The sequence below is a fragment of the Streptomyces sp. KR80 genome (assembly GCF_052245555.1).
Lineage (GTDB): Bacteria > Actinomycetota > Actinomycetes > Streptomycetales > Streptomycetaceae > Streptomyces.
Genome location: NZ_JBQQCD010000010.1, coordinates 145,648 through 170,583, shown reverse-complemented (window position 1 = coordinate 170,583; position 24,936 = coordinate 145,648). Strand labels below are relative to the sequence as shown.

The following is a 24,936-nucleotide window of genomic DNA, read 5'->3' as shown; positions in this document are numbered from 1 at the left end:
CCATGTGAACATGAGAGTCCCCTCGCTTGTGAACTTGTGCATCCGTTCACGAGGCGTTCCAGGGCCGCGTCTTCATACGGATTCACCCAGGAGGTGGCTCCATACATGCTCGTTCGTGACGCCATGAGCACGGTGGTCCTCACCATCGGTCCCACCCATACGCTGCGCCACGCAGCGCGGCTGATGTCCGCCCGCCGGGTCGGCGCGGCCGTCGTCCTCGACCCCGACACCTGCGGCCTCGGCATTCTGACCGAGCGCGACATCCTCAACTCCATTGGCGCCGGGCAGGATCCCAACCGGGAGATCGCCCAGGCACACACCACGACCGACGTCGTCTTCGCCGCCCCCAGGTGGACCCTGGAAGAGGCCGCTGCCGCCATGGCGCACGGTGGCTTCCGCCATCTGATCGTCCTCGAGGGCCAGGAGCCGATCGGGGTGGTATCGGTGCGGGACATCATTCGCTGCTGGGCCCCGGCCCGGCAACGGGCGTCCGCACTCGCGGGCTAGGAATGCGAAGGGGGCCGGTCCCGTGCGGGATCCGGCCCCCTGGTTACGACAAGCCGCCATCAGCCACGCAGGGCCTGGACCGCGGCCTCCAGCCGCTTGCCGTAGTCCTCGTCCGCCTGGCGGAAGTTGGCGATCGCCCGCTCGGCGATGTCGTCATGCGAGACCTTGGCGATGAAGCCGGCGAGGTTGTCGATCAGACGCTGCTTCTCGTCCTCGGACATCAGCCGGTAGAGGTTGCCCGCCTGGACGAAGTCGTTGTCCTCGGCGTGCGACGGGGCGGCGTCGTTGCCCGTGTAGCCGGTAACCGCGGACGGCTGCCACAGCGGCCGGTCCGTCTGGGCCGGGCCCCCGAAGCTGTTGGGCTCGTAGTTCTTCGCGCGGCCGTGACGACCTTCGTAGAGCACGCCGTCCCGGCCGTAGGTGCGCGCCTCGGTGGCGTGTGGACGGTTCACCGGGAGGTGGTCGCCGTTGATGCCGACGCGGTAGCGGTGGGCGTCGCCGTACGCGAACAGCCGGCCCTGGAGCATCTTGTCCGGGGACGGGCCGATGCCGGGAACGAAATGCGCCGGCGAGAAGATCGACTGCTCGACCTCGGCGAAGATGTTCTCCGGGTTGCGGTTGAGCTCCAGCTTGCCGATCTCGATCGGCGGGTAGTCCTCGTGCGGCCAGACCTTGGTCAGGTCGAACGGATTGAAGCGGTAGTTCGCCGCCTCCGCCGCCGGCATGATCTGCACCTGTACGGTCCAGGTCGGGAACTCGCCACGCTCGATCGCCTCGCGCAGATCGCGCTGGTGGCTGTCCGGGTCCTCACCCGCGAGCTTGGCCGCCTGCGCGGACGTCAGGTTCTTGATGCCCTGGTCGGTCTTGAAGTGGTACTTGACCCAGAAGACCTCGCCCGCCTCGTTGTTCCACTGGAACGTGTGCGAACCGTAGCCGTTCATGTGGCGGTACGAGGCCGGGATGCCGCGGTCGCCGAACAGCCAGGTCACCTGGTGGGTCGACTCGGGCGAGAGGCCCCAGAAGTCCCAGACGTTGTCCGCCTCCTGCGAGCCCGTGTACGGGTCGCGCTTCTGGGTGTGGATGAAGTCGGGGAACTTGATGGCGTCCTTGATGAAGAACACCGGGGTGTTGTTGCCGACGAGGTCGTAGTTGCCCTCCTCGGTGTAGAACTTCAGCGCGAAACCGCGCGGGTCGCGCACCGCGTCCGCCGAGCCCAGGTTGCCCGCGACCGTGGAGAAGCGCAGGAAGACCTCGGTCTGCCTGCCGACCTCGGAGAGGAACTTCGCGCGGGTGTACTTCGTCACATCGGCGGTCACCGTGAAGGTGCCGTAGGCCCCGGCGCCGCGCGCGTGCACGATCCGCTCCGGGATCCGCTCACGGTTGAAGTGCGCGAGCTTCTCCAGCAGGTGCTGGTCCTGGACGAGGACCGGGCCACCGATACCGGCGGTCTCGCTGTTCTGGTTGTCCGCGACCGGAGCTCCGGACTCCGTGGTCAGCGACTGGGCCTCCACCGTCACGTGCGCCTCCTCCGTATCGTCCTGTCCCTTGGCGTTTGCCGAAAACCAATCCTACCTTGGACAGGATCTAAGTCAAGACATAGCCGAAGACCGTACCCGTTCGGGACCTGTGTCCCGTCGCTGTTAGGCTGAAAGGCATGAGTGACCTGCTGGAACGACTCCGAGGACGCGGCTGGCGGCTGACCGCCCAGCGGCGGGTCGTGGCCGAGGTTCTCGACGGGGACCATGTCCACCTGACCGCGGACGAGGTCCACGCACGCGCCGCCGAGCGGCTGCCCGAGATCTCCCGCGCCACGGTCTACAACACGCTGGGCGAGCTCGTGTCGCTCGGCGAGGTGATCGAGGTGAGCACCGACCGCCGCGCGATGCGGTACGACCCGAACGCGCACCATCCGCACCATCACCTGGTGTGCGCGAAGTGCGGAACGGTCCGCGACGTCCATCCCGGCGGCAACCCGCTCGCCGACCTTCCGGACGACGAGCGCTTCGGCTTCAAGGTCTCGGATGTCGACGTCACCTACCGCGGCATCTGCCCCTCCTGCGCCGCCGACTGACCACACGAACGAAGGCCCGGATCCTTGAGGATCCGGGCCTTCGTTTTCTTGGTAGCGGGGACAGGATTTGAACCTGCGACCTCTGGGTTATGAGCCCAGCGAGCTACCGAGCTGCTCCACCCCGCGTCGGTAACGTCAAGGCTACCCTCCCGCCAACGACCAGCGCAAATCATCCGGAGGCCACCTCCGGTCAGTCCGGGCCAAGGCGCGGCGCCCCAGCGCCGGCGTTACGCCGGAGGCGTTACGCCGTGAGCTCCTGCTGAAGCGCATCCCGCAGTCGGGCCGCCCGCTCCGTGACCTCCGCCGGACCCAGTTCGACGGCGCGTGAGCACCACTGCTGGCCCTCCGCCAGATCGCCGCGCCGCGCCGCGAGCAGCGCAAGTCGCAGCGCCGCCCGCCCGTGCCCGGCGGACGCCGCGCGGGTCCACCAGAGCGCGGCCTCGGGCTCGCCGCCCTCGCGCACCAGCAGCAGGCCGAGGTTGAATGCGCCGTTGCGGCTGCCCGCCTCTGCCGCGGTGCGGTACCACCGCGCCGCCTCGACCGTGTCACCACGCCCCGATGCGATCATTCCGCAGCGGACCTGGGCACGCCGGTGGCCCTGCTCGGCAGCGCGCAGGTACCACTCCTCGTGCTCCGCACGCTCCATGTGGTCCGCAGCCCCGCCGTTCTCCCCCGTACCACGGCGGCTCTCGAGCAGGACGCCGAGCCGGAAGGCTCCCTCCGCGCTGCCCCCGCCCGCCGCGCACCGCAGATGGCGCTCGGCCGTGCGCTCGTCGCCATCCCGCAACAGGGCGATGGCGACCTGCAGCGCGGCCTCCGTGTGGCCGGCCCCGGCCGCGCGCTCGTACCACTGGCGCGCCGTACGGCTGTCGTCCCGCCCCGCGTAGAGGATGCCGAGGTTGAACGCCGCATCGACGCTGCCCGCCTCGGCGGCCTTGGAGAACCACGGTTCCGCTCCGGCCGCGTCGCCGCGCTGCAGCAGCAGTACGGCGAGGGCGTTGGCCGCCTCGCGGTGCCCGGCGTAGGCGGCTCGGCGGTACCACTGCTCGGCCTGAGCCGTGCGACCGTCCTCGGCGCAGAGGAGACCGAGGTTGTACGCGCCGTTGACGTCCCCGGCGTCGAGCGCCGCGCGGTACCAGCGTTCGGCGGTCTGCGGCTCGCCGCGATCGGCGTGCAGCGCACCCAGGGCGTTGGCCGCATTGCCGTCACCCTCCTGGGCAGCTCGGCGCCACCAGATCGCAGCGCTGTCGGTGTCGCCGGCATCACGTAGCAGGAAGCCGAGTGCGCATGCCGCCCGCGGCTCGCCTCGCTTGGCGGCGGTCAGGTACCAGCGGCCGGCCTCCTGCGTCTCGCCGCGCTCCTCAAGGAGCGTGCCGAGGTGCAGAGCGGCGCGCCGGTGCCCGCGCGCGGCCGCCTGCCGGTACCACTGCTCGGCCTCCCGCCTCTCCGGGCCCCGGTCGGCCGACGCGCTCTCGTCGCCCCCGCGCTGGTCGAGGATGCGCGCGAGGCGGTACGCGGCCTCGCGGTGCCCGTGCTCGGCGGCGGCGCGGAACCAGCGCTCGGCGCCGACGTCGCTGCGGTGCTCCAGCAGGTCGGCGAGTGCGTAGGCGCCGAGAGCGTGGCCGGATTCGGCCGACTGGCGCAGCCAGTACTCGGCGGCGGGCTCGTCGCCGCGCTCGCGGTAGTGGCGGCCCAGGGCGTGCGCGGCGGCGGCGGAACCGGCCACGGCGGCGATGCGCCACCAGCCGGACGCCTCGTCCGCGTAGCCGCGTTGGTGCAGCAGGACACCGAGGTTGTTGGCCGCGGCGCGGTCGCCCCCACCCGTGGCGGCGCGCAGGTACGGCTCGGCGCCGTCGAGGTCGCCGCGGCGCAGCAGCATGGCCCCCAGCACGCTCATCGACTCGGTGTTTCCGGCCTCCGCCGCGAGTCGGTGGCGGGCCTCCTCCTCGGCTTCGGCGGTGAGTGTGGTGGTGTCCGGGCAGCGCGAAGCGACCGTCGGCTCAGGACCCTCGCCGCCGTCGGGCGGATCCACAAACCGACCTGTTTCCACCAGACTTACCTTGTCCCCCATAAGGGCCATCGTCGCACCACCTGCAACCCGCGTACACCTGGTATACCGCAGCCAGTGAAGTCACTTCGGCGTTTTGTCGACTTCCCGACAGAGCTACATGCCAAACGCTCGAGTCGCGGTGTCGCCCACACAAGCGAAAGACCCGGAGTCAGTTGACTCCGGGTCTTCCTGTAGTAGCGGGGACAGGATTTGAACCTGCGACCTCTGGGTTATGAGCCCAGCGAGCTACCGAGCTGCTCCACCCCGCGTCGTTGTGCGCCCACTCTAACACGACGCGGGGTGAAGCCCGTGCTCAGCTGCCTTCCCTCCGGCCCTTCTGGTCCGCCTCGGCTTCCGCGTCGGCGGCCCGCTTCAGCGCGGCCTCCAGATCGGCCTGGGCCTTGCCGTACTCCTCCCAGTTCTGCTCGCTGAGCGCCTTCTGGCCCGCTTCGAACGCCTCTTGCGCGTCCTCGAGCGCCTGCTTCACCGCAGCGTCCCCGGACGCAGGAGGCTCGGCCGGGGGCTCGGTGGTGTCGGGTGGCGGCTCTGCGGCACCGTCGCCCTCCACGCCGAACACCTTGTTCAGTGCCTCGCCGAGGGTGTTCTCGAAGGCGGTCTCCTTGCCGTGCGAGACGCCCACCTTCTTGAGCAGCGGATAGTTCGCATTGCCACCGCGGACGTACACCGGCTCGATGTAGAGGAAGCCTTCGCTGAGCGGCACCGTGAGCAGATTGCCGTACTCGATGTCGGAGTCGGTGCCCCTGAGGTTGCGCACGAACTCGGCGACGTCCGGATCACCGTTGAGCTCGCTCTGCACCTGCTGCGGGCCCGGCACGTTGGACGTCACTCTCAGCAGCCTTATGGTGCCGTAGCCATTGCTCGCGGCATCAGCGTCGACCGCCATGAACGCTCCCAGGTTCGGGCGTTCGATGGGGGTGAACGTCGTCGTCAGCGAGAACTGCCGCTCCGCCTGACCCGGCATCATCATGCTGAGGTAGTAGGGCGGGACGGCCCTGGAGTCCTTGTTGGTCGGGTCGTCCGGCACCTGCCAGGCGTCACTGCCGCTGTAGAACTGCGCAGCGTCGGTGACGTGGTAGCGGGTGAGCAGCTCGCGCTGAACCTTGAACAGGTCCTGCGGATACCGCAGATGGGACATCAGGTCCGGGGCGATCTCGTCCCTGGCCGTCACGGTCCCGGGGAATGCGTTCATCCAGGTCTTCAGGACCGGGTCCTTGGTGTCCCACTGGTAGAGCTTGACCGTGCCGTCGTACGCGTCGACGGTGGCCTTCACCGAGTTGCGGATGTAGTTGACCTGGTTCTGCTGGGCGACCACCGCACGCTGATTGTCGGTCAGCGAGTCGGCCGTGGTGTCCCCCAGCGTCGTACGCGATGCGTAGGGGTAGCCGTTGGTCGTGGTGTACGCGTCGACGATCCACTGGATGCGTCCGTCGACCACCGCCGGATAGGCGTCGCCATCGATGGTCAGCCAGGGGGCGACCGACTCGACGCGCTCCTTGGGGGTGCGGTTGTAGAGGATCCGCGAACCGTCGCCGATGGCCCCGGAGTAGAGGATCTGCGGCTCGCTGAAGGCCACGGCGTATGCGGCGCGGTTTATCGTGTTGCCGAGGTTGACCCCGCTGTTGCCCTGGTAGCTGGTGGTCTTCTCGCCGTTCTCCTCGTAGTCGAGCTCCTTCTGCGGGCCGCCCACGATCGAGTACTGCTGGGTCTTCTCGCCGTAGTAGATCCGCTGCTCGTACGTGCCGAACTGGCCCTTCGACGGCAGGCTGGACTCGGTGAAGTCCGGCGAGCCGGCAGGGTCCGCGTCCGGGTCCGGCGTCGTGCCCTTGGCCGCGATCGCGCCGTACCCGTGCGTGTACTTGAAGTGGTCGTTGATCCAGTTGCGCTGCGGGATGCCGTTGATGTTCAGCTCGCGCAGGCCGATGACGGTGTCCTGCTCCTTGCCGTCGGCGCCCTGGTAGCGGTCGACGTCCAGGTTGGCGGGGAACTGGTAGTAGCTCCGCTCCTGCTGTAGCTGCTGAAAAGTCGGGGGCACGACGTTCGGATCGATCAGCCGGTAACTGGCCGTCGTATCCGCGTCGTTGCGCAGTTTGACGCCGTCCCCGGTGTTGCTCCTGCCCGAGTAATCCGTCACCTGGGCGTCGTCGATGCCGTACGCCTCGCGCGTGGCCTTGATGTTCTTCTCGATGTAGGGAGCTTCCTTGGCCTGCTCGTTCGGCTCGACCTGGAACTTCTGCACGATCGCCGGGTACAGCCCGCCGATCAGGATGGCCGACAGCACCATCAGACCGAAGCCGATCACGGGCAGCTGCCAGGTGCGCCGCCACAGCGTCGCGAAGAACAGGATCGCGCAGATGGCGGCGATGCAGAACAGGATCGTCTTCGCCGGGAGGTAGGCGTTGGCGTCGACGTACTTCAGGCCGGTCCAGTTGTCGGTCGACTTCAGGTCGCTCGACTTCACCGCGAGGCCGTATCTGTCCAGCCAGTAGGCGACCGCCTTGAGCGAGACGAAAACGCCCAGCAGCACGGACAGATGGCCGGTGGCCGCGGCGGTCGCCCGCGCGCCGGGGCTGGTGATCCGCAGCCCGCCGTAGAGGTAGTGCACCAGCGCGGCCGCGATCAGGCTCAGCACTGTCGCCGCGAAGCCGAAGCCCAGCAGGAAGCGGTACCAGGGCAGTTCGAAGGCGTAGAACGACACGTCCTTGTCGAACTGGGGGTCCTTGGTACCGAAGGGGACGCCGTTGACCCACAGCAGCCAGGTGCGCCACTGGCCGGAAGCGGAGGCGCCGGTGATCAGCCCCACCACAGCGGTGACACCCACCAGCACCCATTTCTTGTACGGCGCGATGCTCATCCGGTAGCGGTCGAGGTTCTGCTGCTCCGCCGACATCGCGCTCAGCGGCGGCCGGAGCCGGTGCGCCAGCCAGATGTTGACCCCGACGGCTGCCGACATCAGCAGGCCGAAGACGAAGAAGAGACCGATCTTGGTCCACAGGGTGGTGGTGAAGACGGACGAGTAGTCGACCGAGCGATACCAGAGCCAGTCCGCCCAGAACCCGGCGAACATGACGAAGAGCATGGCCAGCACGGCCAGCACGCCCAAGGTCATCAGCAGGGTCCGGACCCGCCGGGACGGACGGCCGACTCTGATCCGTGGCCCGGTCGGGCCTCCGCCGCGGTCCGGCATCTGGAAAGCCAAGGTGCGCACCTCGATGTTTCGCTGTCGTATGAGCAGGCCCCGCGATAGTAGGGCCCACCCATGCAACTTACTCAAGCTTTACCCAGTTCCCGATTCCGGTCACGAAGAGGGCAAGATACTGACCATGTCCAACCTCACCCCCGGCCCGCCCATGGCCGCCGGCCCGCTGACCCGAGCCGTGCTCGAGATCGACGAGTACGCCGCCGGGCTCGGCTGGGATCAGCCGGCCCGGCTCTTCGCTCTCGTCGACACCGACCGGCTCCGCTCCGACGAACCCGGCCTCGCCGCTCAGCTCGGCCTCGACGAAGGCACGGAGGCCGGCTCCCTGACCCCTGTGGAGCAGGACGAGCTGCCCGCCGGAACCCCGATCGACGAATTCCTTGCCACCATCGCCTGGCCCGAAGCGGTGGCCGGTTGCGCCCTGACCGTGGAGCGGTTGATGCTGCCGCCGTCCGCCGAGGCGTCCGTACCCAAGGACCTGGATGAGCAGGCGCTGGCGAGCTGGGTGGCGGACCATCCGGACCGGCAGGAGGTGCGGATGACCGTCGCCATCCTGCGGGACGGCACGCGCGAGGCGGCGCTGCGGCTGCGTGAGAAGGACTCGCCGACCGAGGTCCTCACCGGCTCAGAGCTGGTGCCGGGCCTCACCGAGGCCCTCGCGGCCACCTTCGAGGACTGACAGCAACCATCCATGCGCAGGGGCACAACAACCATCAATTGAGTCACCCCCACGGCGAGCGACCACCTCCGCGAGCGGGGGTACCTCCCTGGGGGCACCTCCCTGGGGGCACCTCCCTGGGGGCACCTCCCAGCGGTAGCTGGGGGAGGTAGCTGGGGGAGGCGGCGGTTTAGCCGCAAGGGCAGAGTCAGTCCGTCGTGCACTTCGGCACAGCGGCCGTGTCCCCCTTGCGGATGTCCTCCAGGGACTTCACCGCGTCGTCGATGGTGCGGACCTTCACCAGAGTGAGACCACGCGGGATGTCCCGGGCAGCCGTGGCGCAGTTGTCCTCGGGCGTGAGGAAGTATTCGGCGCCCTTCTCGCGAGCCCCGACGGTCTTCATCTGAATGCCGCCGATGGGACCGACCTTCCCCTTCTCATCGATCGTGCCGGTGCCCGCGACGAAGCTGCCGCCGGTCATGGCGCCCGGAGTCAGTTTGTCGACGATGCCGAGGGCGAACATCAGCCCGGCGCTCGGACCACCGACGTCGGCCAGCTTGATATCGATCTTGAACGGGAATGTGTGATCCGTGCCGGCCTGGATGCCGACTATGGCGCGGTCGTCGTCCGGGGCCTTCTTCGTCGTGATGGAGAGGGTCTCGCGCGTGGCGGGCTCCGGCCGGCGCGCCTTCTCCGCCGCCTGGGCCGCCTTGGCGGGCAGGACCGTGAACAGCACCCGCTCGCCGGGCTGGTGCCGCGTCACGATCTCGGCGACCTCGCTCGGCTCCTCGACGGGCTCACCGTCCACCTCCTTGATCACATCACCGGCGTGCAGCGTGCCCTGGGCCGGGCTGCCCTTCACGACGGAGGCCACGACCACGCGCTCGGAGACCGGGACGTCCAGGACCCTGAGGGCGGCGACCTTCGCGCTCTCCTGGGACTGGCTGAACTCCTCGGCGTTCTCCTGCGTGGCCTGCTCGGCCGTCTGGCCGTCGGGGTAGAGCGTGCTGTGCGGCACGACCGCGTCGTCGTGGGAGAGCCAGCCGTAGACCGCCTCGAAGAGGTTCATGCGGTAATCCGCACCGGTCACCCGCACCGTCGTCATGTTGAGATGCCCAGTCGCCGGATACGACTCGCGGCCGGAGATCTGCAGCACCGGCTCACCGCCGTGCTCGCCGAGGGTGTTCACAGTCGGTCCCGGAGACATCTCCGAGTACGGCACCGGAATCAGCACCCCGGCACACAGCAGAGCGATCAGCATCAGTGTGGAGGCGAGCATCGTCGCAGTGCGGCGTGGCATGGAACGACAGTACGGGACGCGGCCGACAGTGCACTCCCGGGGCCGGTCCGTACGGGCCGCCCCCGGCGCGCGGGCGCCAGGGGCACGGGCGGCTGGGCCGGGCGTCGTCGAGCGTCAGGCCGCGTCGGTCTCGGACGCCGCGCGCGCCGGTGCCTCCGAGGTCTCGCGGGAACGTTCCATTGCCTCGCGGAAGCGCGCGTACCCGGCCAGCTCGGCCACATCGCCGATCTTGTGATGGCGCCCGGCCCAGCGGGCCCAGACGGTGGCGACGACCGTCGCGACCACCGGAATCAGCAACCAAGCGAGCGCCGCCATACCGGCCTCCCGACCCCATAACCGAGCGCAACTGACTGATCAGCAGATTAACCATCCGCCCGATCAACGCTCACCGCAGGGGGGCAGTTACGCAACCGGGGAGGGCCGACAGGGGGTACCCCACAACGACGTCGCTACGCGCCGACCCATTCTTCTGTGCCGTCGGTGAAGGTCTGGTGCTTCCAGATCGGGACCTCCCGCTTGAGGTCGTCGATCAGGCGGCGGCAGGCGGCGAACGCCTCGGCGCGGTGAGGGCAGGAGACGGCGACGACGACCGCCAGGTCGCCCACCGACAGGTCGCCAACCCGGTGCACCGCGGCCATGGCCCGTACCGGAAAGTCCGCCGCGATTTTCTCCGCCACGCGCCGCAGCTCGGCCTCGGCACTCGGGTGCGAGGAGTATCCGAGCGCACTGACACCAGCCCCGCTGTCGTGATCGCGGACGGTGCCGACGAAGAGGGCGGTACCGCCCGCGGAGTCGTCCCCGACGGCCGCGAACACCTCGTCGACGGAGAGCGGGGTTTCGCGGATCGCCAGCAGTCGGATCGGGTCCGCTGCGGCTGCCTCACCGGGATGATCGTGCGTACCTGCCATGGCGACCATCGTGCCGCACCCGCCCTGAAATCGGAATACCGCATCGCGGAATATGACTTCCACCATGCAGCAAGGTCCCGGTGCCTAACCCCTGCGCCGCGCCTTGCGTGCCCTCCTGACCAGGGCGGCCGTACCCACCAAAGCAACCGTCGCGCCCGCCGCACCGAGCGTTGTCGCGTCCTTGCGCCCCAGGCGACGGCCCACGACCGTGTGACGACCCGCGACCTCCTCGAGCAGCTCGGCCAGAACTTCCTCGTTCGTCCACTCCGGCCGCCACCCCGCGTCGTGGAGCCGGCTGCCGCTGACCACCCAGGGGTGCATGGTGTACGCGAGGTCGCCCGCCGGGGACGGGGTGAGACCGAGGCGGTGCAGCCGCGAGGCGGCCCCGAGCGCGACGGCGGACGGCAGTTCCATGCGCCGGATGCCGGTCAGCTCCTCGACCTCCTCCTGTTCCAGCCATCCGTCGCAGCCGACCGCGAGCTCACCGTCGACCTTCTCCAGCGCCGCGTACTCCAGGGCGCTCACCAGGTCCTCGACGTGGCAGAACTGCCAGGTGGGGCGCGATCCGGCGACGACCAGGAGGCGAGGCGACTCGAAATAGCGGGTGAGGGCCGTGTCAGTACCGCCCACCAGGATGGCGGGCCTTACCACCGTGACATTGAGGCCGGGGTGCGCGCGCGGCGCACGGCGGCCGAGCCGCTCGATCTCCAGTAGATCCCCGACGCCGGTGGCCTCGGCGGTGGCGCGCAGTTCCGCATCCTCCGCGAGGGGCACGTCGTTGTCGGGCTGCGCGCCGTAGACCATGGCCGAGGTACAGAGGACGACGCGGTGGACGCCGGCGGCCGCGGCGGCCGTCAGCACCGTCTGGGCGCCGCGCACGTTGTACGCCGTCCGCGCGGCGGGGTCGGTCTCGAGGTCGAGGTCGAGCGCGAGGTGCACGACCACATCGACCCCGCGCAGCTTCTCCGCGATGGCCGGATCCCGGACGTCGAGCAGGTGCCACTGCACCTCGGAGACGTCCCCGCGGCGCTCGTCGATGGCCACGACCTGCTTGATCTCCTCCGACGCCGCGAGCCGCCGCGCCAGCCGCGCACCGACTCCGGAAGCGGCGCCGGTCACCGCGACCACGGGGCGCCGCGCGGGCGCCGCAGCATCGTTTCGCGCTCCGCGAACTTCTCGATCTGGGGAACTCACCGGGCGTCTCCAGCGGTTGTCTTCAGTACGTACCGACAGTGACGCGTACGTACCAGGTGACGTCCATCCTGCCGCAGGCATCGGACAGCCGAGCATCGAGCCTAGAGGTGGGCGGGGTGTCTACGCTGGGTTGTGAAGTCGGGCAGTCGCCGTCGGCCGTGCGCCGACGGCCTTGAGAGCCGAGGAAACCCGTGAGTGACACCCCATTCGGATTCGGCCTTCCGCCGGAGGAGCCGGACGACGGCGACGACGGAAAGAAGAAGGGCGGCCAGGGCGGCGATCAGGGCCCCGTGCATCCGTTCGGGTTCGGCGGCGAGGGCGGCGCGGAGAACCCGTTCGCCGCGATGTTCGGTTCCCTGAACCCGGACGATCTGGGTGCGGCCTTCCAGCGGCTCGGGCAGATGCTCTCCTACGAGGGCGGCCCCGTGAACTGGGACATGGCCAAGGACATCGCACGGCAGACCGTCGCGCAGGGCACCGCAGGCGGCACCCCCACCCAGGCCGAAGGCCCTGGGGGAGGTACCAAGGACGCCAGCGTCTCGCGGAGCGAACGGACCGCCGTCGAGGAGGCGGTCCGGCTGGCCGACTTGTGGCTGGACGGCGTCACCTCCCTGCCGTCGGGCTCGGGATCCGCCGTGGCATGGAGCCGGGCCGAGTGGGTCGAGGCGACCCTCCCGGTCTGGAAGGACCTGGTGGACCCGGTCGCCGAGCGGGTGGGCGCGGCCATGGGCAGTGTGCTTCCCGAGGAGATGCAGGCCATGGCGGGGCCGCTGCTGGGGATGATGCGCTCCATGGGCGGCGCCATGTTCGGCACCCAGATCGGACAGGCCCTGGGCACGCTCGCCGGTGAGGTGGTCGGCTCGACCGACATCGGGCTGCCCCTGGGGCCGATGGGCAAGGCCGCGCTGCTCCCCGTGAACATCGAGGCGTTCGGCAAGGACCTCGGTGTCCCGCCGGACGAGGTACGGCTGTATCTCGCCCTGCGCGAGGCCGCGCACCAGCGTCTCTTCGCCCACGTGCCGTGGCTGCGCTCGCACCTCTTCGGCGCGGTCGAGGGCTATGCCCGCGGGATCAAGGTCGACACCGCGAAGCTGGAGGACGTGGTCGGCCAGCTCGACCCGACGCACCCCGAACAGCTCCAGGAGGCCCTCCAGCAGGGCATGTTCCAGCCCGAGGACACCGCGGAGCAGAAGGCCGCCCTGGCTCGGCTGGAGACGGCTCTGGCGCTTGTCGAGGGCTGGGTCGACGCGGTGGTGCACGCCGCGGCACAGCCCCACCTGCCGTCCGCGGACCGGCTGCGGGAGACCCTGCGCAGGCGGCGGGCGAGCGGCGGACCGGCCGAGCAGACCTTCGCCACGCTCATCGGTCTCGAGCTGCGCCCGCGGCGGCTTCGGGACGCCGCGAGGCTGTGGGCCTCCCTGACCGATGCCCGAGGGCCTGAGGGCCGGGACGCCCTGTGGGCGCATCCCGACATGCTGCCGACGGCCGACGACCTGGACGACCCGGACGGGTTCGTGTACCGCGAGCAGCTGGACTTCTCGGAGCTGGACAAGATGCTCGGCGAGGCCGCGGACGGCGGGGAAACGCCGAAGCCGAGGCTCGAGAAGGGCGACGAGGGCCGCGGGAACGGCGACGACCGGGACGACGAGGACCGGGGCGGCCAGAGCGACAGCGGCTCGTGAGCCTCTACGAGAACGCGGAGCAGGTCCTCCAGAGGTGGCCCGCGCCGGACGGCGAGCAGGAGCGGCTGCGTCTCGCCTATGGCGAGCATCTGGCCGCGCATCCCGACGGGATGTGGAAGGCCTGCCGGAACGGGCACATCACGGCGAGCGCCCTGGTGATCGACCCGGCGGGCGGGCGGGTGCTGCTCACCCTGCACAGGAAGCTGCGGATGTGGCTGCAGATGGGCGGGCACTGCGAGCCGCAGGACACGACGCTGCCCGGCGCCGCACTCCGTGAGGCGATGGAGGAGTCGGGCATTCCGGGATTGACCCTGCTGCCGGGCGGACCGGTGCTCCTCGACCGCCATCGGACGCCGTGTGCCTGGCACCTGGACGTGCAGTACGCGGCGCTCGCCCCGGACGGCGCGGTCGAGGCGATCAGCGAAGAGTCGCTCGATCTGCGCTGGTTCGACTACGACGACGTGGCCGCGGTCGCGGACGAGTCGGTCGTACGGCTGGTGGCCCGTACCCGCGCGCTGCTCTGAGACGCGCGGGTACGGCGGCCGCCCGGCGGACCGCCGGGCGGCGGAAGGACTTCAGCGGTTGGACCAGATGTTGCCCTGGTTCTGGCCGTGCGCGCCCTGCTGACCCATCCCGTACTGGGCGGCCAGGCCCTGGCCGATCACCGCGTTCTGCGGCGGGAGCAGCTCACTGGGCTGGACGAGGGCGTAGCCCTGACCGAGGAAGCTGAGCTCCCAACCCTCTCCCGTGTTCCCGCGCCGCCGCCAGACGCCTGAGGACGAGGTCTGCGCCTGCATCTGCACCCGGAGCGCGGTGGACCACGCGATCACCGCGTCGGCGTCCGCGTTGACGTACTTGTCCGGCGTGACCTGCAGCATCAGCGGCTGCCCGGAGGTCATCAGGGCGACCTTGCCCTGGCCGGAGATCTGCAGGTTGTACGTCCCGGAACCGGAGATGCCGAACTGGCTGTCCACCGCGATCACTTCCCAGTGGAGCGTGGAGTCGAGGGCGAGGACGTAGGCGCTGTCGACCGTCAGACCGTGGTGGTCCACCTCCACGACGTGGACGTACTGCGCGAGATTGGCGAGATACACGGTGCCCTGCCCCGAGCAGCGCATCAGGTCCAGGCCCTCGCCTGTGTGTGCCCGAGCGCGGCGCTGGGTCTGCGTCTGGTACTCCCCGTCGAAGTCGATCATCCCCTGGTACGCGACCATCGTGCCCTTGCGGGCGAGGATGTCGTCCTGGCCGGTGAGAGCGACCCGCAGCATCTGCGGGTTCTGCAGCGCGTACCGGTCCTGGGTCTCGTTCTCGGTAAAGCCGAAAAGCGGGCTCTGCATGATGTGTTCGCTCCCCCTCAGCCCCGGGCCCGGAGCCGGTCGGTGCTGTCCTCACTGGGCTGGACGACGACGAAACCCTCGCCTGAGAAGCCGAGTTGGTACGCCTCGCCGCTGCCCCGCCCGATCATGGAGGACGCCTTGAAGCTGCGCTTTCCCTTCATCTTCAGGCCCGTGGACCAGGCGACGAGTGCGTCCGGATCCACATACGTCTCGTCGTCCCCCCGCCCGCAGTCGACCACGATCGGGGTGCCACGGGAGGTCAGGGCGACCCATCCGGTGCCGGAGATCCCGACGTTGAACAGGCCCTGGCCGGCGAACTTGGCCATGCCCTTGACCCGCTGGACGCCCCACTGGAGATGAGCGTCGAAGGCCAGCAGATTGGTGCCGTTGACGGAGAGGGAGTCGCCCGTGAGGTTGATGCAGACGACGTCGGCGCCGTAGTCGGCGAGGTAGAGCAGGCCGTCGCCGCTGCACTTCATCAGCGGCGCGCCCTCTCCGGTGAACCACTGGGACGCCATCTGACGGACGGCGGGCGGGTTCGGCTCGTACTGCACGAAGCCCTCGTAGGCGACCATCGAGCCGGTGCGCGCGAAGAGGTCCTGGCCGCTCTGCATGGCGACCTTGAGCATGCTGCGCCCGTGGTTCTCCATCCGGGCGGCCATCGGGGTCGGGGCGAAGCCCGCGATCAGAGTCTGGTCCATGACGGGCTCCTTCAGACCTCGTAGGGCTGGACGACGATGAAGTTGCCAGGTGCACCGCGGAATTGGAGATTCACGCTCTCTCCGCTGTGGCCGGGGTAGGCACGGCGGCTCAGCCGCACCTGGCTGGAGACGATCACCTGTGCGGCGGCGGACCAGGCGACGATGGCGTTGCTGTCGGCGAACGTGGTCGGGGTGACCGGGAGGACGACCGGGACGCCCTGGGTCTTCACCACGACGGTCCCGGTGCCTTGGAACTGCATCGTGAACAGGGCTCCGCCGGGAATGCCATGGCCCTCGATGCGGCGCACCTCGGGCTGCAGCGACTCGTCGAAGGCAAGCACGCTCTCCGCGGAGACGCAGACGGCGTCGCCTTGGAGTTCGATCGGATGCACGTGTGCGCTGTTCTCGGCGAGGAAGACCTGGCCGCGGCCGGCACAGCGCATCAGCTCCATCTCCTGGCCGGTGGCGTTGCCGACGATCCGGCCGCGGAAGCCCGCGCCCTTGTAGCTGAAGTCGACCTTGCCCTGATACAGCACCATGCTGCCCTGGCGGGCGAGAACGGGCCGGCCGTCGGCGCCGAGATCGACCCTGATGAGCTGCTGGTTCTGGAGGGTCCAGCGCTGACCGGTGGGCGCCTCGCGGTACTTCTGCAGCGCGGCGCCGAGGCCGGAGGCGGCCGCGCCCTGGGAGGCGGCCTGGCCCAGTTGCCCCGGCGCCTGGCCGGGCTGACCGTATGGGCCAGTCTGAACCGGATGTCCCGGCACCTGGCCGGACTGACCAGGGAACTGGCCCGGCTGGCCCGGCTGGCCCGGCGCTGTCTGCGGCGGCACAGCGCCGGGATAGTGGGCCGACGGGCCCCCCGGCTGTCCGTACGGATCGGGCGCGGGCGGGCCCGGCACCTGACCGTACTGCGGCTGCTGCAGGCCAGGGAGCTGCCCGGGCGGGCCGGGCTGTCCGGGCGGTGGGACCGTGCCGCCGGGCGGCGTCTGCTGACCGGGCGGTGCCATCGGCGCAGCGATGGTCTCAGCAGCGTGCACCGGTGCCTGAGGGGCCTGTGGGGCGGATGCCGCTGGAGTGCCTTGCGGCGGACCGACGGCGGGCGCGGGCTGCTGCGGCGAGGCGGGCGCAGACGTCGTCGGGACGGCGAAGCCCGGCGCGCCCCCCGCCGACTGCGGCGGGGCGAATCCCGGCGCGCCCTGCGGCTGTGCGGCGGGCTCCTCTTCCAGCACCTCTCCACCGAAGTGCTTCAGCAGCGCCTCGAGCCCACCGTCGAAGCCCTGACCGACGGCGGCGAACCGCCATACGTCCTTCCGGTAGAAGTCGCCGAGCATGACCGCGCGCTCGGTGGTGAACTCCGAGCCGGTGAAGGAATACCGGACGACCTCCTCGCCACCCGCCACGATCCGGATGTATCCGGGGCCGACCTGTGACATCTGGCCGGCACCGTCGATGCTGGCGGTGAAGGAGAGCCGGTGGATGCCCGCCGGGATGCGGTCGAGCGTGACGCGGAAGGACTCGGTGTCACCGGCCTGGGCACCGAGCTGCTGAATCGCCTCCTCCGGCGACTTCGACTGATTGAAGAAGACGAAGTACCGGTCGTCGGACAGCCGTTCGTCGGCATCGAGGCCGAAACAGCTGATGTCGAAGGACAGTCCCGGACCGGAGATCTGCACACCCACGTACAGATCCGTCCCCGCTGTCAGGTCACTGATCCTGGCCTTGTGGCCGCGTTGGAATTCCCTGGCCATGCGTAACGACCGTCCCCCCGTCCCGAGCGATGATTGCGTTGCGTCAGGCTAACCGCTCGGACTGACGGCGCACGATCCCGGTGCCGGGCTGGTACGCGGCTGATACAGGCGCAGTACGGGCTACGCGTCCCGGGTGGCGGGCACATGGGGCAGCCGGTCCGCGGCGACGACGCCTTCGAGATAGCCGCGAGCCCGTTCCGTGCGCGGATATGCCTTCAACAGCTCCCAGAAGCGCGGACCGTGACCGGGCACCAGCAGATGCGCCAGCTCATGGACGAGGACGTAGTCGATGACGTACTCCGGCATGCCCTGGAGGCGGTGCGACAGGCGAATACTGCCCTCGGCGGGGGTGCAAGAGCCCCAGCGGGTGTTCTGATTGGTGACCCAGCGGACCGTGGCGGGGCACGCCCGGCCGTCGAGGTACTGGGCGGACAGCCGCTCGGCCCGTTCGGCGAGTTCGCGGTCGCCCAGCATCCGCCTGCTCTCCTGCGCGGCGAGCTTGTCGAGCATGACGGTCACCCAGCGCTGCTCCTCGGATTCGGACATGCGGGCCGGGATCAGGACGACGGTGCGGTCGCCCTCGCGGTACGCGGACACCGTCCTGCGCCGACGAGCGCTTCTGCGGACCTCGACCGCGCCCGTCCCCGAACCGTGGTTCGGCTGACTCGTGGTGCTGCGTGGCGCGCGTCCTGTGCGCTGCAGTGGGTCGGCTGACACGCCCCGACGTTACCTGCTGGAGGCAAGGGAAGTCCCGTCCCTCGTACGGTTCGCCGTGGATGCGCTCCACGGTGTCCACCATTTGAATGATTAATGTCCACGGCCTGTGCACAACCTCCGGCGTCGATCCGTCGGCCCGGGCATGCTGGACCCCGGTCGGATCGATCGACGGATCGACGGGGGGCAGACATGCATCCGATGATCAAACCTGCGCTGCGGCGCGCCTGGCGAGACCGGCAGACCGTACAGTTCGGCGTCGCGGGGGCGCATGCGCTGACGCTGGGCCCGGTGGACACGGCGACGGCGACTTTCATGACCCTGCTCGACGGCACGCGCAGCCTGCCGTTGCTGAGGAAGGAAGCCGAGGCGATGGGCCTGGCTGCCGGACGGGCGGACGAGCTGGTCGACCGGCTCGGCGCGGCCGGTCTGCTGGACGACGCGACGGCGGTCGGCGGCGCACCGCCGGTCCGTCGTGGCAGGGCCGCCGTCGCGCCTGACTCCGCTGCCGCACCTGCCACGACGGACCGGGATGCGGTGTGGGACCGGTTGCGGCCGGACCTGGCGTCGCTGTCCGTGGTGCATCCGGAGCCGGGCGGCGCGACGCGGCGCATGTCCGCGCGGAAGGCCATACGGGTGCAGGTGCGGGGGACGGGCCGGGTCGGTGCCGCCATCGCCGCCGCCCTGTCCGCGTCCGGAGTCGGGCGGATCGACGTGATGGACGGCGGATCCGTCGAGCCATGGGACATCGCACCGTCCGGTTTGCCACCCGAGTCCATCGGCGAGCGGCGGAGCGTGGCCGCCCGACGAGTGGTACGGGCTGCCGCGCCCGGCGGACGGATGCGGCATAGGGAGCAAGAGGCGTCGGGCGAGCCGGGGGTCGCACTCGTGGTGCTCGCGCCGCGCGACGGCCTCGCCGCCTACGCCCCCGATCCCTCCACGGCGGAGGAACTGATGGCCTCCGGGACGCCGCATCTCTTTGCGGGGGTGATCGAGGGCACGGGTGCGGTGGGGCCGCTGGTGCTCCCGGGCGGCTCGGCCTGTGCCGGCTGTCTCGCACTGGAGAGGACCGAACGGGATCCGGCGTGGCCCCGGATGCTCGCGCAGTGGCGGTCCGGGCGCGCCGGCTCCGGGGTGATGGCGTGTGATACCGCTCTGGCCACGGTGGTGGCGGGACTCGCCGCGGCCCACGCGCTGAGCTTCCTCGATGGGCGGCTTCCTGCGAGCGCCGGGGCGCGGGTCGAGTTCGCGCTGCCGGACCTGGCCTGGTCGGAGCGACATATCGCACCGCATACGAACTGCGCATGCGGCGCGTCCCGGGCCACTCGGACCTCTGGAGGGGAATCCCCCTGCAATGCCGAGGAGCCGCACGGGACAATGACGCGATAACCGCCGTCTGCGGCGTGGCCCCGGGGGGCAGGCCTCCGGGATAGTGCAGGGAGTTGGAGGGGCGAATGTCGGATCTTCCCCGCAAGGCGGTCACGCGTACCGCCAAGTTGGCCGCGCTGCCGTTGAGCTTCGCCGGTCGAGCCACCTGGGGGCTCGGCAAGCGGATCGGCGGACGGTCGGCGGAGATCGTCGGCCGTGAGCTCCAACAGCGCACCGCCGAACAGCTGTTCAAAGTGCTGGGAGAGCTCAAAGGCGGTGCCATGAAGTTCGGCCAGGCGCTGTCCGTCTTCGAGTCCGCGCTGCCGGAGGAGGTGGCCGGCCCCTATCGCGCCGCCCTGACCAAGCTCCAGGAAGCGGCTCCGCCGATGCCCACGCGGACCGTCCACGCGGTTCTCGGGGAGCGGATCGGCGGCAACTGGCGAGAGCTCTTCGACGAGTTCGAGGACAAGCCGGCGGCGGCAGCCTCGATCGGCCAGGTCCACCGCGCGGTATGGCATGACGGGCGTGAGGTGGCCGTCAAGGTCCAGTACCCCGGAGCGGGCGAGGCGCTGCTGTCGGACCTCGCTCAGTTGGGGAGGTTCGCCCGGCTCCTCGGGCCCTTGATCCCGGGAATGGACATCAAACCGCTGATAGCCGAGCTGCGCGACCGGGTGTCGGAGGAGCTGGATTACGCACTGGAGGCCCAGGCCCAGCGGGCGCACGCAGAGGAGTTCGCGGACGATCCGGATGTGGTCGTGCCCGATGTGGTGCATCAGGGCGACCAGGTGCTGATCACGGAGTGGATGGAGGGGGTGCCGCTCTCCGAGGTGATAGCGCACGGCGGCCAGGAGGAGCGTGACCGGGCGGGCCAGTTGCTGGCACGATTCCTGTTCTCGGGCACGGCCCGCACGGGGCTGCTGCACGCCGACCCGCATCCTGGCAACTTCCGGCTGCTGGTCGGAGACGCACCGGACGGTCCGCCCGACGCGTGGCGGCTGGGCGTGCTGGACTTCGGCACGGTGGACCGGTTGCCGGACGGCCTGCCGCCCACCATCGGCACCTCGCTGCGGATGACGCTCGACGGCGATGCCGAAGGGGTGTACGAGATGCTGTGCGCCGAGGGCTTCGTCAAGCCGACGGTCGATCTGGACCCGGACGCGGTGCTCGACTATCTGTTGCCGATCATCGAGCCCGCGAGGGCAGAGAGATTCACCTTCACCCGCGGCTGGATGCGCACTCAGGCGGCACGGATCGCCGATCCTCGGTCACCCGCGTATCAGTTGGGCAAGCAGCTCAACCTCCCGCCGGCCTATCTCCTCATACACCGGGTGACGCTGAGCACCATCGGGGTGCTGTGCCAGCTGGGTGCGACGGTCCGGCTGCGCGACGAGCTCACCTCCTGGGTGCCCGGTTTCCACCCGGATGAGGGGAAGGGCGGGCTCGAGGAGGGCGGCACCGCGGCAGGCGCGTGAACCGGATCGCCGTCCGGGCTCACCACCAGGACGAGTCGAGCCGTCCTTCGATGGCGCGAATGTTGTCACGGGCACAGTTGTCGCAGATGTGCACCCGGCTGCCGTTCTCCACGGAGCAGGTCCAGGTCACCGGCGGCATCGGTCCTGCCGTTGTTGCTCCGCAGCGGGCGCACACCACGGTCTGGTTCTCGGCACCCTGCTGAGCGCGGTGATGAGTCGGCTGTTCCACCTGTCGACGATAACTCCGTGTCCGGCCGCACACCGCCGAGCCACACACAGCGGGGCCGGTTCAGTGAACCGGCCCCGCACTGTGGAACGCATCACGCTGTCGCGCGGTTACTGCATCACGGCCATGGCCAGGGCGCGGCGGGCGCGCAGCGAGGCGCGCTCGGCGCGGCGCTGCATACGCCGGGCCGCGGTCAGGCGCATGGCCCTGCGTTCGGATTCGGCCTCTTGCAGTCGAGCTTCGACTTGAGCTCGAGCCAAGGCTTCTGGGATGAGTTGCATCTCTCGGTTCCTGTTCTGAGGTGAGGTGTACGCGGCGGTGTGGCGGGCGCGTGCGTCGCCGGTGGACGGCTCGTAGGCGGATGGCTTCATCGTCGGGACCTGCTTCTGCGGGATGTGCGTATCTGGGCGGTCGATCGTTCCGGTGGTCGTCATGCCACGACCGGGTTCTTGCGCGGGCGGCCGCGCGGCCGCTTCCGCGGCACGACGACACCCTGGACGAAGAGCTCGCCACCCCAGACACCCCACGGCTCGCGCCGGTCCTTGGCACCTGCGAGACAGGCCTCACGCAGCGGACAGGTCTGGCAGAGCGACTTGGCGTACTCGACATCCGCCGGCGACTCGGCGAAGAAGACCTCCGGGTCGTAACTACGGCAGGGGACGAGCTCGCCGAGGCGCTCGATCTCGTCATCGAGCACGGTGAGCTGGGTCAGCTGAGTCAAGGGGACCTCCGAGGAGCCGGGCGGGGGGATCGCAGGGTCGTGCGTTACGGACGGGGCGTGCACTGAGCTGGGCACGATCGGTGTCTTCCTCGTCTGTTCGGCCCGGCCTGGTGAGCCGGGGGTTTCGGTCGGACCGGGTGGCCTTCCGGCGCTGCGTCGTCAGCAACGGAAAGGGCCGCGGATCCCGGTTCGGGTTCCGCGGCCCTGGAAGGTGCCGACCTGATCTCGCGATCAGGCTGGATCTCTCCAGGGTTCGAGCCCGCGGAAGGCCCGCATCGTCTGGTGCTCGGCCGCAGAGGTCGTACCGGTGGCAAAGCCGCCAACGGCCCACTTCTGCTGGAGGTCGGCACCATTGGCCGCAAGGGCATAGGCCGAGGCCGCTGCCGCTGCTACCGCCGCCGGTGCCTGGGTCGGTCGCTCATTGACCACGACGGTGCCGCGCTCAACGAGACGGGCTTCGCCCGCACCGGACAGACCGGTGGAGCGCAGCACGGAGACGCCGGACAGGCAGGAGGCGATGACCTCGCGATCGGCCAGTTTGTTGATGCTGATCATTGGGCTCGCCTCCTCTCGGCGTCTCGGGGACTGGTGGACCAGTCCAACTTCGTTCAGTACAGCATGAAAACCTGCGGGCCGTCAGGCCCTGCCTCCCTCCCGGAAGGCTGTGGGCTCGTCCCCCGAAGGGGCTTCTCGCCAGGCCTTTACGGCCCAACGACGGACAGGCCCTGCCCGTGGAAGAGAACCTATGGGGAATCCGACGGCGTGCGCAAACTATTTTCTCGACGAGTTTGTATCAGTCGCCGAAGGCCCCGTCAGCACGGTCTTCGCCACCGTCCTCACCGCCTTCGCCGTCGTCGCCGGCGCCCTCCCGAACGGGCTCCTCGCCTACGCAGAGGGCGAGCACATCAGCCCCGAACCGCTCGAGTTTGCGCCCACCCACTCCGGAAATCGCGGCGAGCTCGTACTCGTTCGCCGGTACGGCCTCGGCGATCGCCAGCAGAGTCTTGTCGGTGAACACGCAGTACGCCGGCTGGCCCAACGCCTTGGCCTGCTCCATGCGCCAGTCCCGCAGCCGCTCGTAGAGGGCCTCGTCGAGGTCCGAGGGGCAGCCCTCACAGCGCATCAGTTTCATCTCGCCCGCGTCGGTCAGCGTGCGCCCGCACACCCGGCACTGGACCGGCCCTCGGCGCTTCCTCCTGTTGCCGCGCTCGACGCCGCCCCTGCCCCCCGGACCGGCTGCCCCGGCGCCGGGAGCGGCGGAACCCGGCCGCAGCCCGCTCAGAAACCGGCTGGGGCGGCGGGAGGCCCGGCCGCCGGGCGTCCGGGACAGGGCCCAGGAGAGCGCGAGGTGCACTCTCGCGCGGGTGACGCCGACATAGAGCAGCCGACGCTCCTCCTCGACCTGCTCATCGGTCTTGGCGTACGTGATGGGCACCGTGCCCTCGGTCAGACCGACCAGGAACACCGCGTCCCATTCCAGGCCCTTCGCCGAGTGCAGTGAGGCGAGCGTGACCCCTTCCACCGTGGGCGCGTGCTGGGCATGGGCCCGCTCGTCGAGCTCCGCCACGAGTTCGGCCAGCGTGGGAGCCGGTGCGCCCGCCACCGCGCGGCTCGCGGCGTACTGCTCGGCGAGCCGGACCAGGGCGGCGAGGGACTCCCAGCGGTCCCGCACGGCGCCGGAGCCGGCCGGAGGTTCCGTCGTCCAGCCCAGCCCGGCGAGCACGGCCCGCACCTGGGCGGGCAGATCCACCGCGTCCTCGAGCAGGGCGTCGTTGTCTCCCGCGCGGGCCGCACCGCGCAGGGCGACCCCCGCCTCGCGCACCTCCGGGCGCTCGAAGAACCGCTCCGCTCCGCGCAGCTGATACGGGATGCCATGGTCGGCGAGGGCCTGTTCGTAGACCTCCGACTGGGCGTTGACGCGGAAGAGCACAGCGATCTCGCTGGCCGGGACGCCCGCGTCGAGCAGCTCTCGGATGCGCTGAGCGGTGCCCTCGGCCTCCGCCGGTTCATCGGCGAACTCGGTGTAGCCGGGCTCGGGCCCGGGGTCACGCTGCGAGACCAGCTCCAGACGGTGCTCGGCAGCCCGGCCCCGGGCCTGGCCCAGCAGTCCGTTGGCGAGATGGACGACCTGCGGGGTGGAGCGGTAGTCGCGGACGAGCTTGACGACCGTGGCATTCGGATGCCGGGCACGGAAGTTCAGCAGATGGTCGGGGGTCGCGCCGGTGAAGGAGTAGATCGTCTGGCTGGCGTCGCCGACCACGCACAGGCTGTCCCGGTCGCCCAACCACAGGTCCAGCAGCCGCTGCTGCAGTGGGCTGACGTCCTGGTATTCGTCCACCACGAAGTGCTGGTACTGGCGGCGTACTTGATCGGCGATGTCCGGCCGGTCCTCGAGCACGCCGACCGTCAGCAGCAGCACGTCCTCGAAGTCGATGACGCCGCGGTCCCGCTTCAGCTGCTCGTACGTGCGGTAGATGCCGACGATCTCCGCGGGATCCCGGGGGGCCTCACGCCCGGCCTTGGCGACCTGGGCCGGATAGTCCTCGGGAACGGTCTGGGTGACCTTCGACCATTCGAGCTCTCCGGTGACGTCCCGCAACTCGTTGCGGTCCAGGCGGATACGGCAGCGGGCGGCGGCCTCGGCCACCAGCTGGACCTTGCGTTCCACGAGCCGCGGCAGCTCACCGCCGACCACGCGCGGCCAGAAGTACTGGAGCTGCCGCAGGGCGGCCGAGTGGAACGTGCGTGCCTGGACACCGCCGGCGCCGAGCTGGCGCAGCCGGCCGCGCATCTCTCCCGCCGCGCGACTGGTGAAAGTGACGGCGAGCACAGCGGCCGGCTGGAGCATTCCGGCCCGCACGCCGTAAGCGATCCGGTGGGTGATCGCGCGCGTCTTGCCCGTGCCCGCGCCCGCCAGCACGCACACCGGACCGTGCAGGGCCGTGGCGACCTCGCGCTGCTCCGGGTCGAGCCCGTCGAGCACCGCGTCCGCCGAGTCGGGAACGGCCGGGAAGAGAGGGGTGTTGGCTGCTGCTGTCACCCCGCCATGCTGCCAGGTCCGC

The 24,936-nt window shown here is 70.0% G+C and carries 23 protein-coding genes and 2 tRNA genes; 7 read left to right on the top strand and 18 right to left on the bottom strand.

Annotated elements, in window-relative coordinates; genetic code table 11:
* Positions 1-105 precede the first annotated feature (105 nt).
* Complete coding sequence (locus tag ACTWQI_RS16905; protein WP_443271255.1) at positions 106-507, top strand: CBS domain-containing protein; 402 nt, start codon at positions 106-108, stop codon at positions 505-507.
* 59 nt (positions 508-566) lie between these two features.
* On the opposite strand, the gene ACTWQI_RS16900 is transcribed toward ACTWQI_RS16905, so the two are convergent.
* Entirely contained in the window at positions 567-2,024 is a 1,458-nt protein-coding gene (locus ACTWQI_RS16900; protein ID WP_443271254.1) for a catalase, read from the bottom strand.
* Positions 2,025-2,161: 137 nt separating this feature from the next.
* On the opposite strand from ACTWQI_RS16900, the gene ACTWQI_RS16895 reads away from it, so the two are divergent.
* Entirely contained in the window at positions 2,162-2,578 is a 417-nt protein-coding gene (locus tag ACTWQI_RS16895) for a Fur family transcriptional regulator (RefSeq protein WP_443271252.1), read from the top strand.
* Between the two features lie 49 nt (positions 2,579-2,627).
* Here ACTWQI_RS16895 and ACTWQI_RS16890 read toward each other — a convergent pair.
* The 4 genes from ACTWQI_RS16890 to ACTWQI_RS16875 form a co-directional block, all read right to left on the bottom strand.
* Positions 2,628-2,704 (bottom strand) — tRNA-Met (locus ACTWQI_RS16890).
* A 115-nt stretch (positions 2,705-2,819) separates the two neighbouring features.
* The gene (locus tag ACTWQI_RS16885; protein ID WP_443271251.1) at positions 2,820-4,658 is read right to left on the bottom strand and encodes a tetratricopeptide repeat protein; all 1,839 of its coding nucleotides are present in this window, start codon (positions 4,656-4,658) and stop codon (positions 2,820-2,822) included.
* A gap of 165 nt (positions 4,659-4,823) precedes the next feature.
* Positions 4,824-4,897: transfer RNA gene (locus ACTWQI_RS16880), tRNA-Met, on the bottom strand.
* Between the two features lie 44 nt (positions 4,898-4,941).
* A complete protein-coding gene (locus ACTWQI_RS16875; protein ID WP_443271353.1) occupies positions 4,942-7,833 on the bottom strand; it encodes a UPF0182 family membrane protein in 2,892 nt (963 codons plus the stop codon).
* 136 nt (positions 7,834-7,969) lie between these two features.
* Here ACTWQI_RS16875 and ACTWQI_RS16870 point away from each other — a divergent pair, with 136 nt between their 5' ends.
* Positions 7,970-8,524: a PPA1309 family protein gene (locus ACTWQI_RS16870; protein WP_443271250.1), complete on the top strand. Its 555-nt coding sequence runs from the start codon at positions 7,970-7,972 to the stop codon at positions 8,522-8,524.
* Positions 8,525-8,711: 187 nt separating this feature from the next.
* Here ACTWQI_RS16870 and ACTWQI_RS16865 read toward each other — a convergent pair whose 3' ends face one another.
* From ACTWQI_RS16865 to ACTWQI_RS16850, 4 genes are all read right to left on the bottom strand, one after another.
* Entirely contained in the window at positions 8,712-9,803 is a 1,092-nt protein-coding gene (locus ACTWQI_RS16865; RefSeq protein WP_443271248.1) for a YlbL family protein, read from the bottom strand.
* A gap of 114 nt (positions 9,804-9,917) precedes the next feature.
* Positions 9,918-10,118 carry a hypothetical protein gene (locus tag ACTWQI_RS16860; protein WP_443271247.1) on the bottom strand — a complete coding sequence of 67 codons (201 nt, stop codon included), beginning with the start codon at positions 10,116-10,118 and terminating at the stop codon, positions 9,918-9,920.
* Positions 10,119-10,252: 134 nt separating this feature from the next.
* Positions 10,253-10,711, bottom strand: coding sequence for a molybdenum cofactor biosynthesis protein MoaE (locus ACTWQI_RS16855; protein WP_443271245.1), 459 nt, complete (start codon positions 10,709-10,711; stop codon positions 10,253-10,255).
* An 84-nt stretch (positions 10,712-10,795) separates the two neighbouring features.
* Entirely contained in the window at positions 10,796-11,905 is a 1,110-nt protein-coding gene (locus tag ACTWQI_RS16850; protein ID WP_443271243.1) for an SDR family oxidoreductase, read from the bottom strand.
* 191 nt (positions 11,906-12,096) lie between these two features.
* Between ACTWQI_RS16850 and ACTWQI_RS16845 the strand changes: the two genes are divergently transcribed.
* A complete protein-coding gene (locus ACTWQI_RS16845; RefSeq protein WP_443271240.1) occupies positions 12,097-13,587 on the top strand; it encodes a zinc-dependent metalloprotease in 1,491 nt (496 codons plus the stop codon).
* Positions 13,584-14,111, top strand: a complete 528-nt coding sequence (locus ACTWQI_RS16840; protein ID WP_443271238.1) for an NUDIX hydrolase — start codon at positions 13,584-13,586, stop codon at positions 14,109-14,111. Before ACTWQI_RS16845 ends, ACTWQI_RS16840 begins: the two co-directional genes overlap by 4 nt.
* Positions 14,112-14,162: 51 nt before the next feature.
* Here ACTWQI_RS16840 and ACTWQI_RS16835 read toward each other — a convergent pair whose 3' ends face one another.
* The 4 genes from ACTWQI_RS16835 to ACTWQI_RS16820 all read right to left on the bottom strand — a co-directional run bounded on the left by ACTWQI_RS16835 (position 14,163) and on the right by ACTWQI_RS16820 (position 18,090).
* Positions 14,163-14,924, bottom strand: coding sequence for an AIM24 family protein (locus tag ACTWQI_RS16835; protein WP_443271236.1), 762 nt, complete (start codon positions 14,922-14,924; stop codon positions 14,163-14,165).
* Positions 14,925-14,941: 17 nt separating this feature from the next.
* Positions 14,942-15,625 carry an AIM24 family protein gene (locus tag ACTWQI_RS16830; protein WP_443271235.1) on the bottom strand — a complete coding sequence of 228 codons (684 nt, stop codon included), beginning with the start codon at positions 15,623-15,625 and terminating at the stop codon, positions 14,942-14,944.
* A gap of 11 nt (positions 15,626-15,636) precedes the next feature.
* Entirely contained in the window at positions 15,637-17,373 is a 1,737-nt protein-coding gene (locus ACTWQI_RS16825) for a TerD family protein (RefSeq protein WP_443271233.1), read from the bottom strand.
* A gap of 120 nt (positions 17,374-17,493) precedes the next feature.
* Entirely contained in the window at positions 17,494-18,090 is a 597-nt protein-coding gene (locus ACTWQI_RS16820; RefSeq protein ID WP_443271231.1) for a M48 metallopeptidase family protein, read from the bottom strand.
* A 189-nt stretch (positions 18,091-18,279) separates the two neighbouring features.
* On the opposite strand from ACTWQI_RS16820, the gene ACTWQI_RS16815 reads away from it, so the two are divergent.
* Both ACTWQI_RS16815 and ACTWQI_RS16810 read left to right on the top strand, forming a co-directional pair.
* Entirely contained in the window at positions 18,280-19,476 is a 1,197-nt protein-coding gene (locus ACTWQI_RS16815; protein ID WP_443271229.1) for a ThiF family adenylyltransferase, read from the top strand.
* Positions 19,477-19,541: 65 nt separating this feature from the next.
* Positions 19,542-20,927, top strand: a complete 1,386-nt coding sequence (locus ACTWQI_RS16810) for an ABC1 kinase family protein (protein WP_443271228.1) — start codon at positions 19,542-19,544, stop codon at positions 20,925-20,927.
* A 19-nt stretch (positions 20,928-20,946) separates the two neighbouring features.
* On the opposite strand, the gene ACTWQI_RS16805 is transcribed toward ACTWQI_RS16810, so the two are convergent.
* The 5 genes from ACTWQI_RS16805 to ACTWQI_RS16785 form a co-directional block, all read right to left on the bottom strand.
* Positions 20,947-21,156, bottom strand: a complete 210-nt coding sequence (locus ACTWQI_RS16805; protein ID WP_443271226.1) for a hypothetical protein — start codon at positions 21,154-21,156, stop codon at positions 20,947-20,949.
* 107 nt (positions 21,157-21,263) lie between these two features.
* Entirely contained in the window at positions 21,264-21,587 is a 324-nt protein-coding gene (locus tag ACTWQI_RS16800; RefSeq protein ID WP_443271224.1) for a hypothetical protein, read from the bottom strand.
* Positions 21,584-21,937: a WhiB family transcriptional regulator gene (locus ACTWQI_RS16795; protein WP_443271352.1), complete on the bottom strand. Its 354-nt coding sequence runs from the start codon at positions 21,935-21,937 to the stop codon at positions 21,584-21,586. The genes ACTWQI_RS16800 and ACTWQI_RS16795 overlap by 4 nt, the downstream gene beginning before the upstream one ends.
* Before the next feature lie 168 nt (positions 21,938-22,105).
* Entirely contained in the window at positions 22,106-22,429 is a 324-nt protein-coding gene (locus ACTWQI_RS16790) for a hypothetical protein (RefSeq protein WP_443271223.1), read from the bottom strand.
* A gap of 238 nt (positions 22,430-22,667) precedes the next feature.
* Positions 22,668-24,914, bottom strand: a complete 2,247-nt coding sequence (locus ACTWQI_RS16785; RefSeq protein ID WP_443271221.1) for an ATP-dependent DNA helicase UvrD2 — start codon at positions 24,912-24,914, stop codon at positions 22,668-22,670.
* Positions 24,915-24,936: the final 22 nt, after the last annotated feature.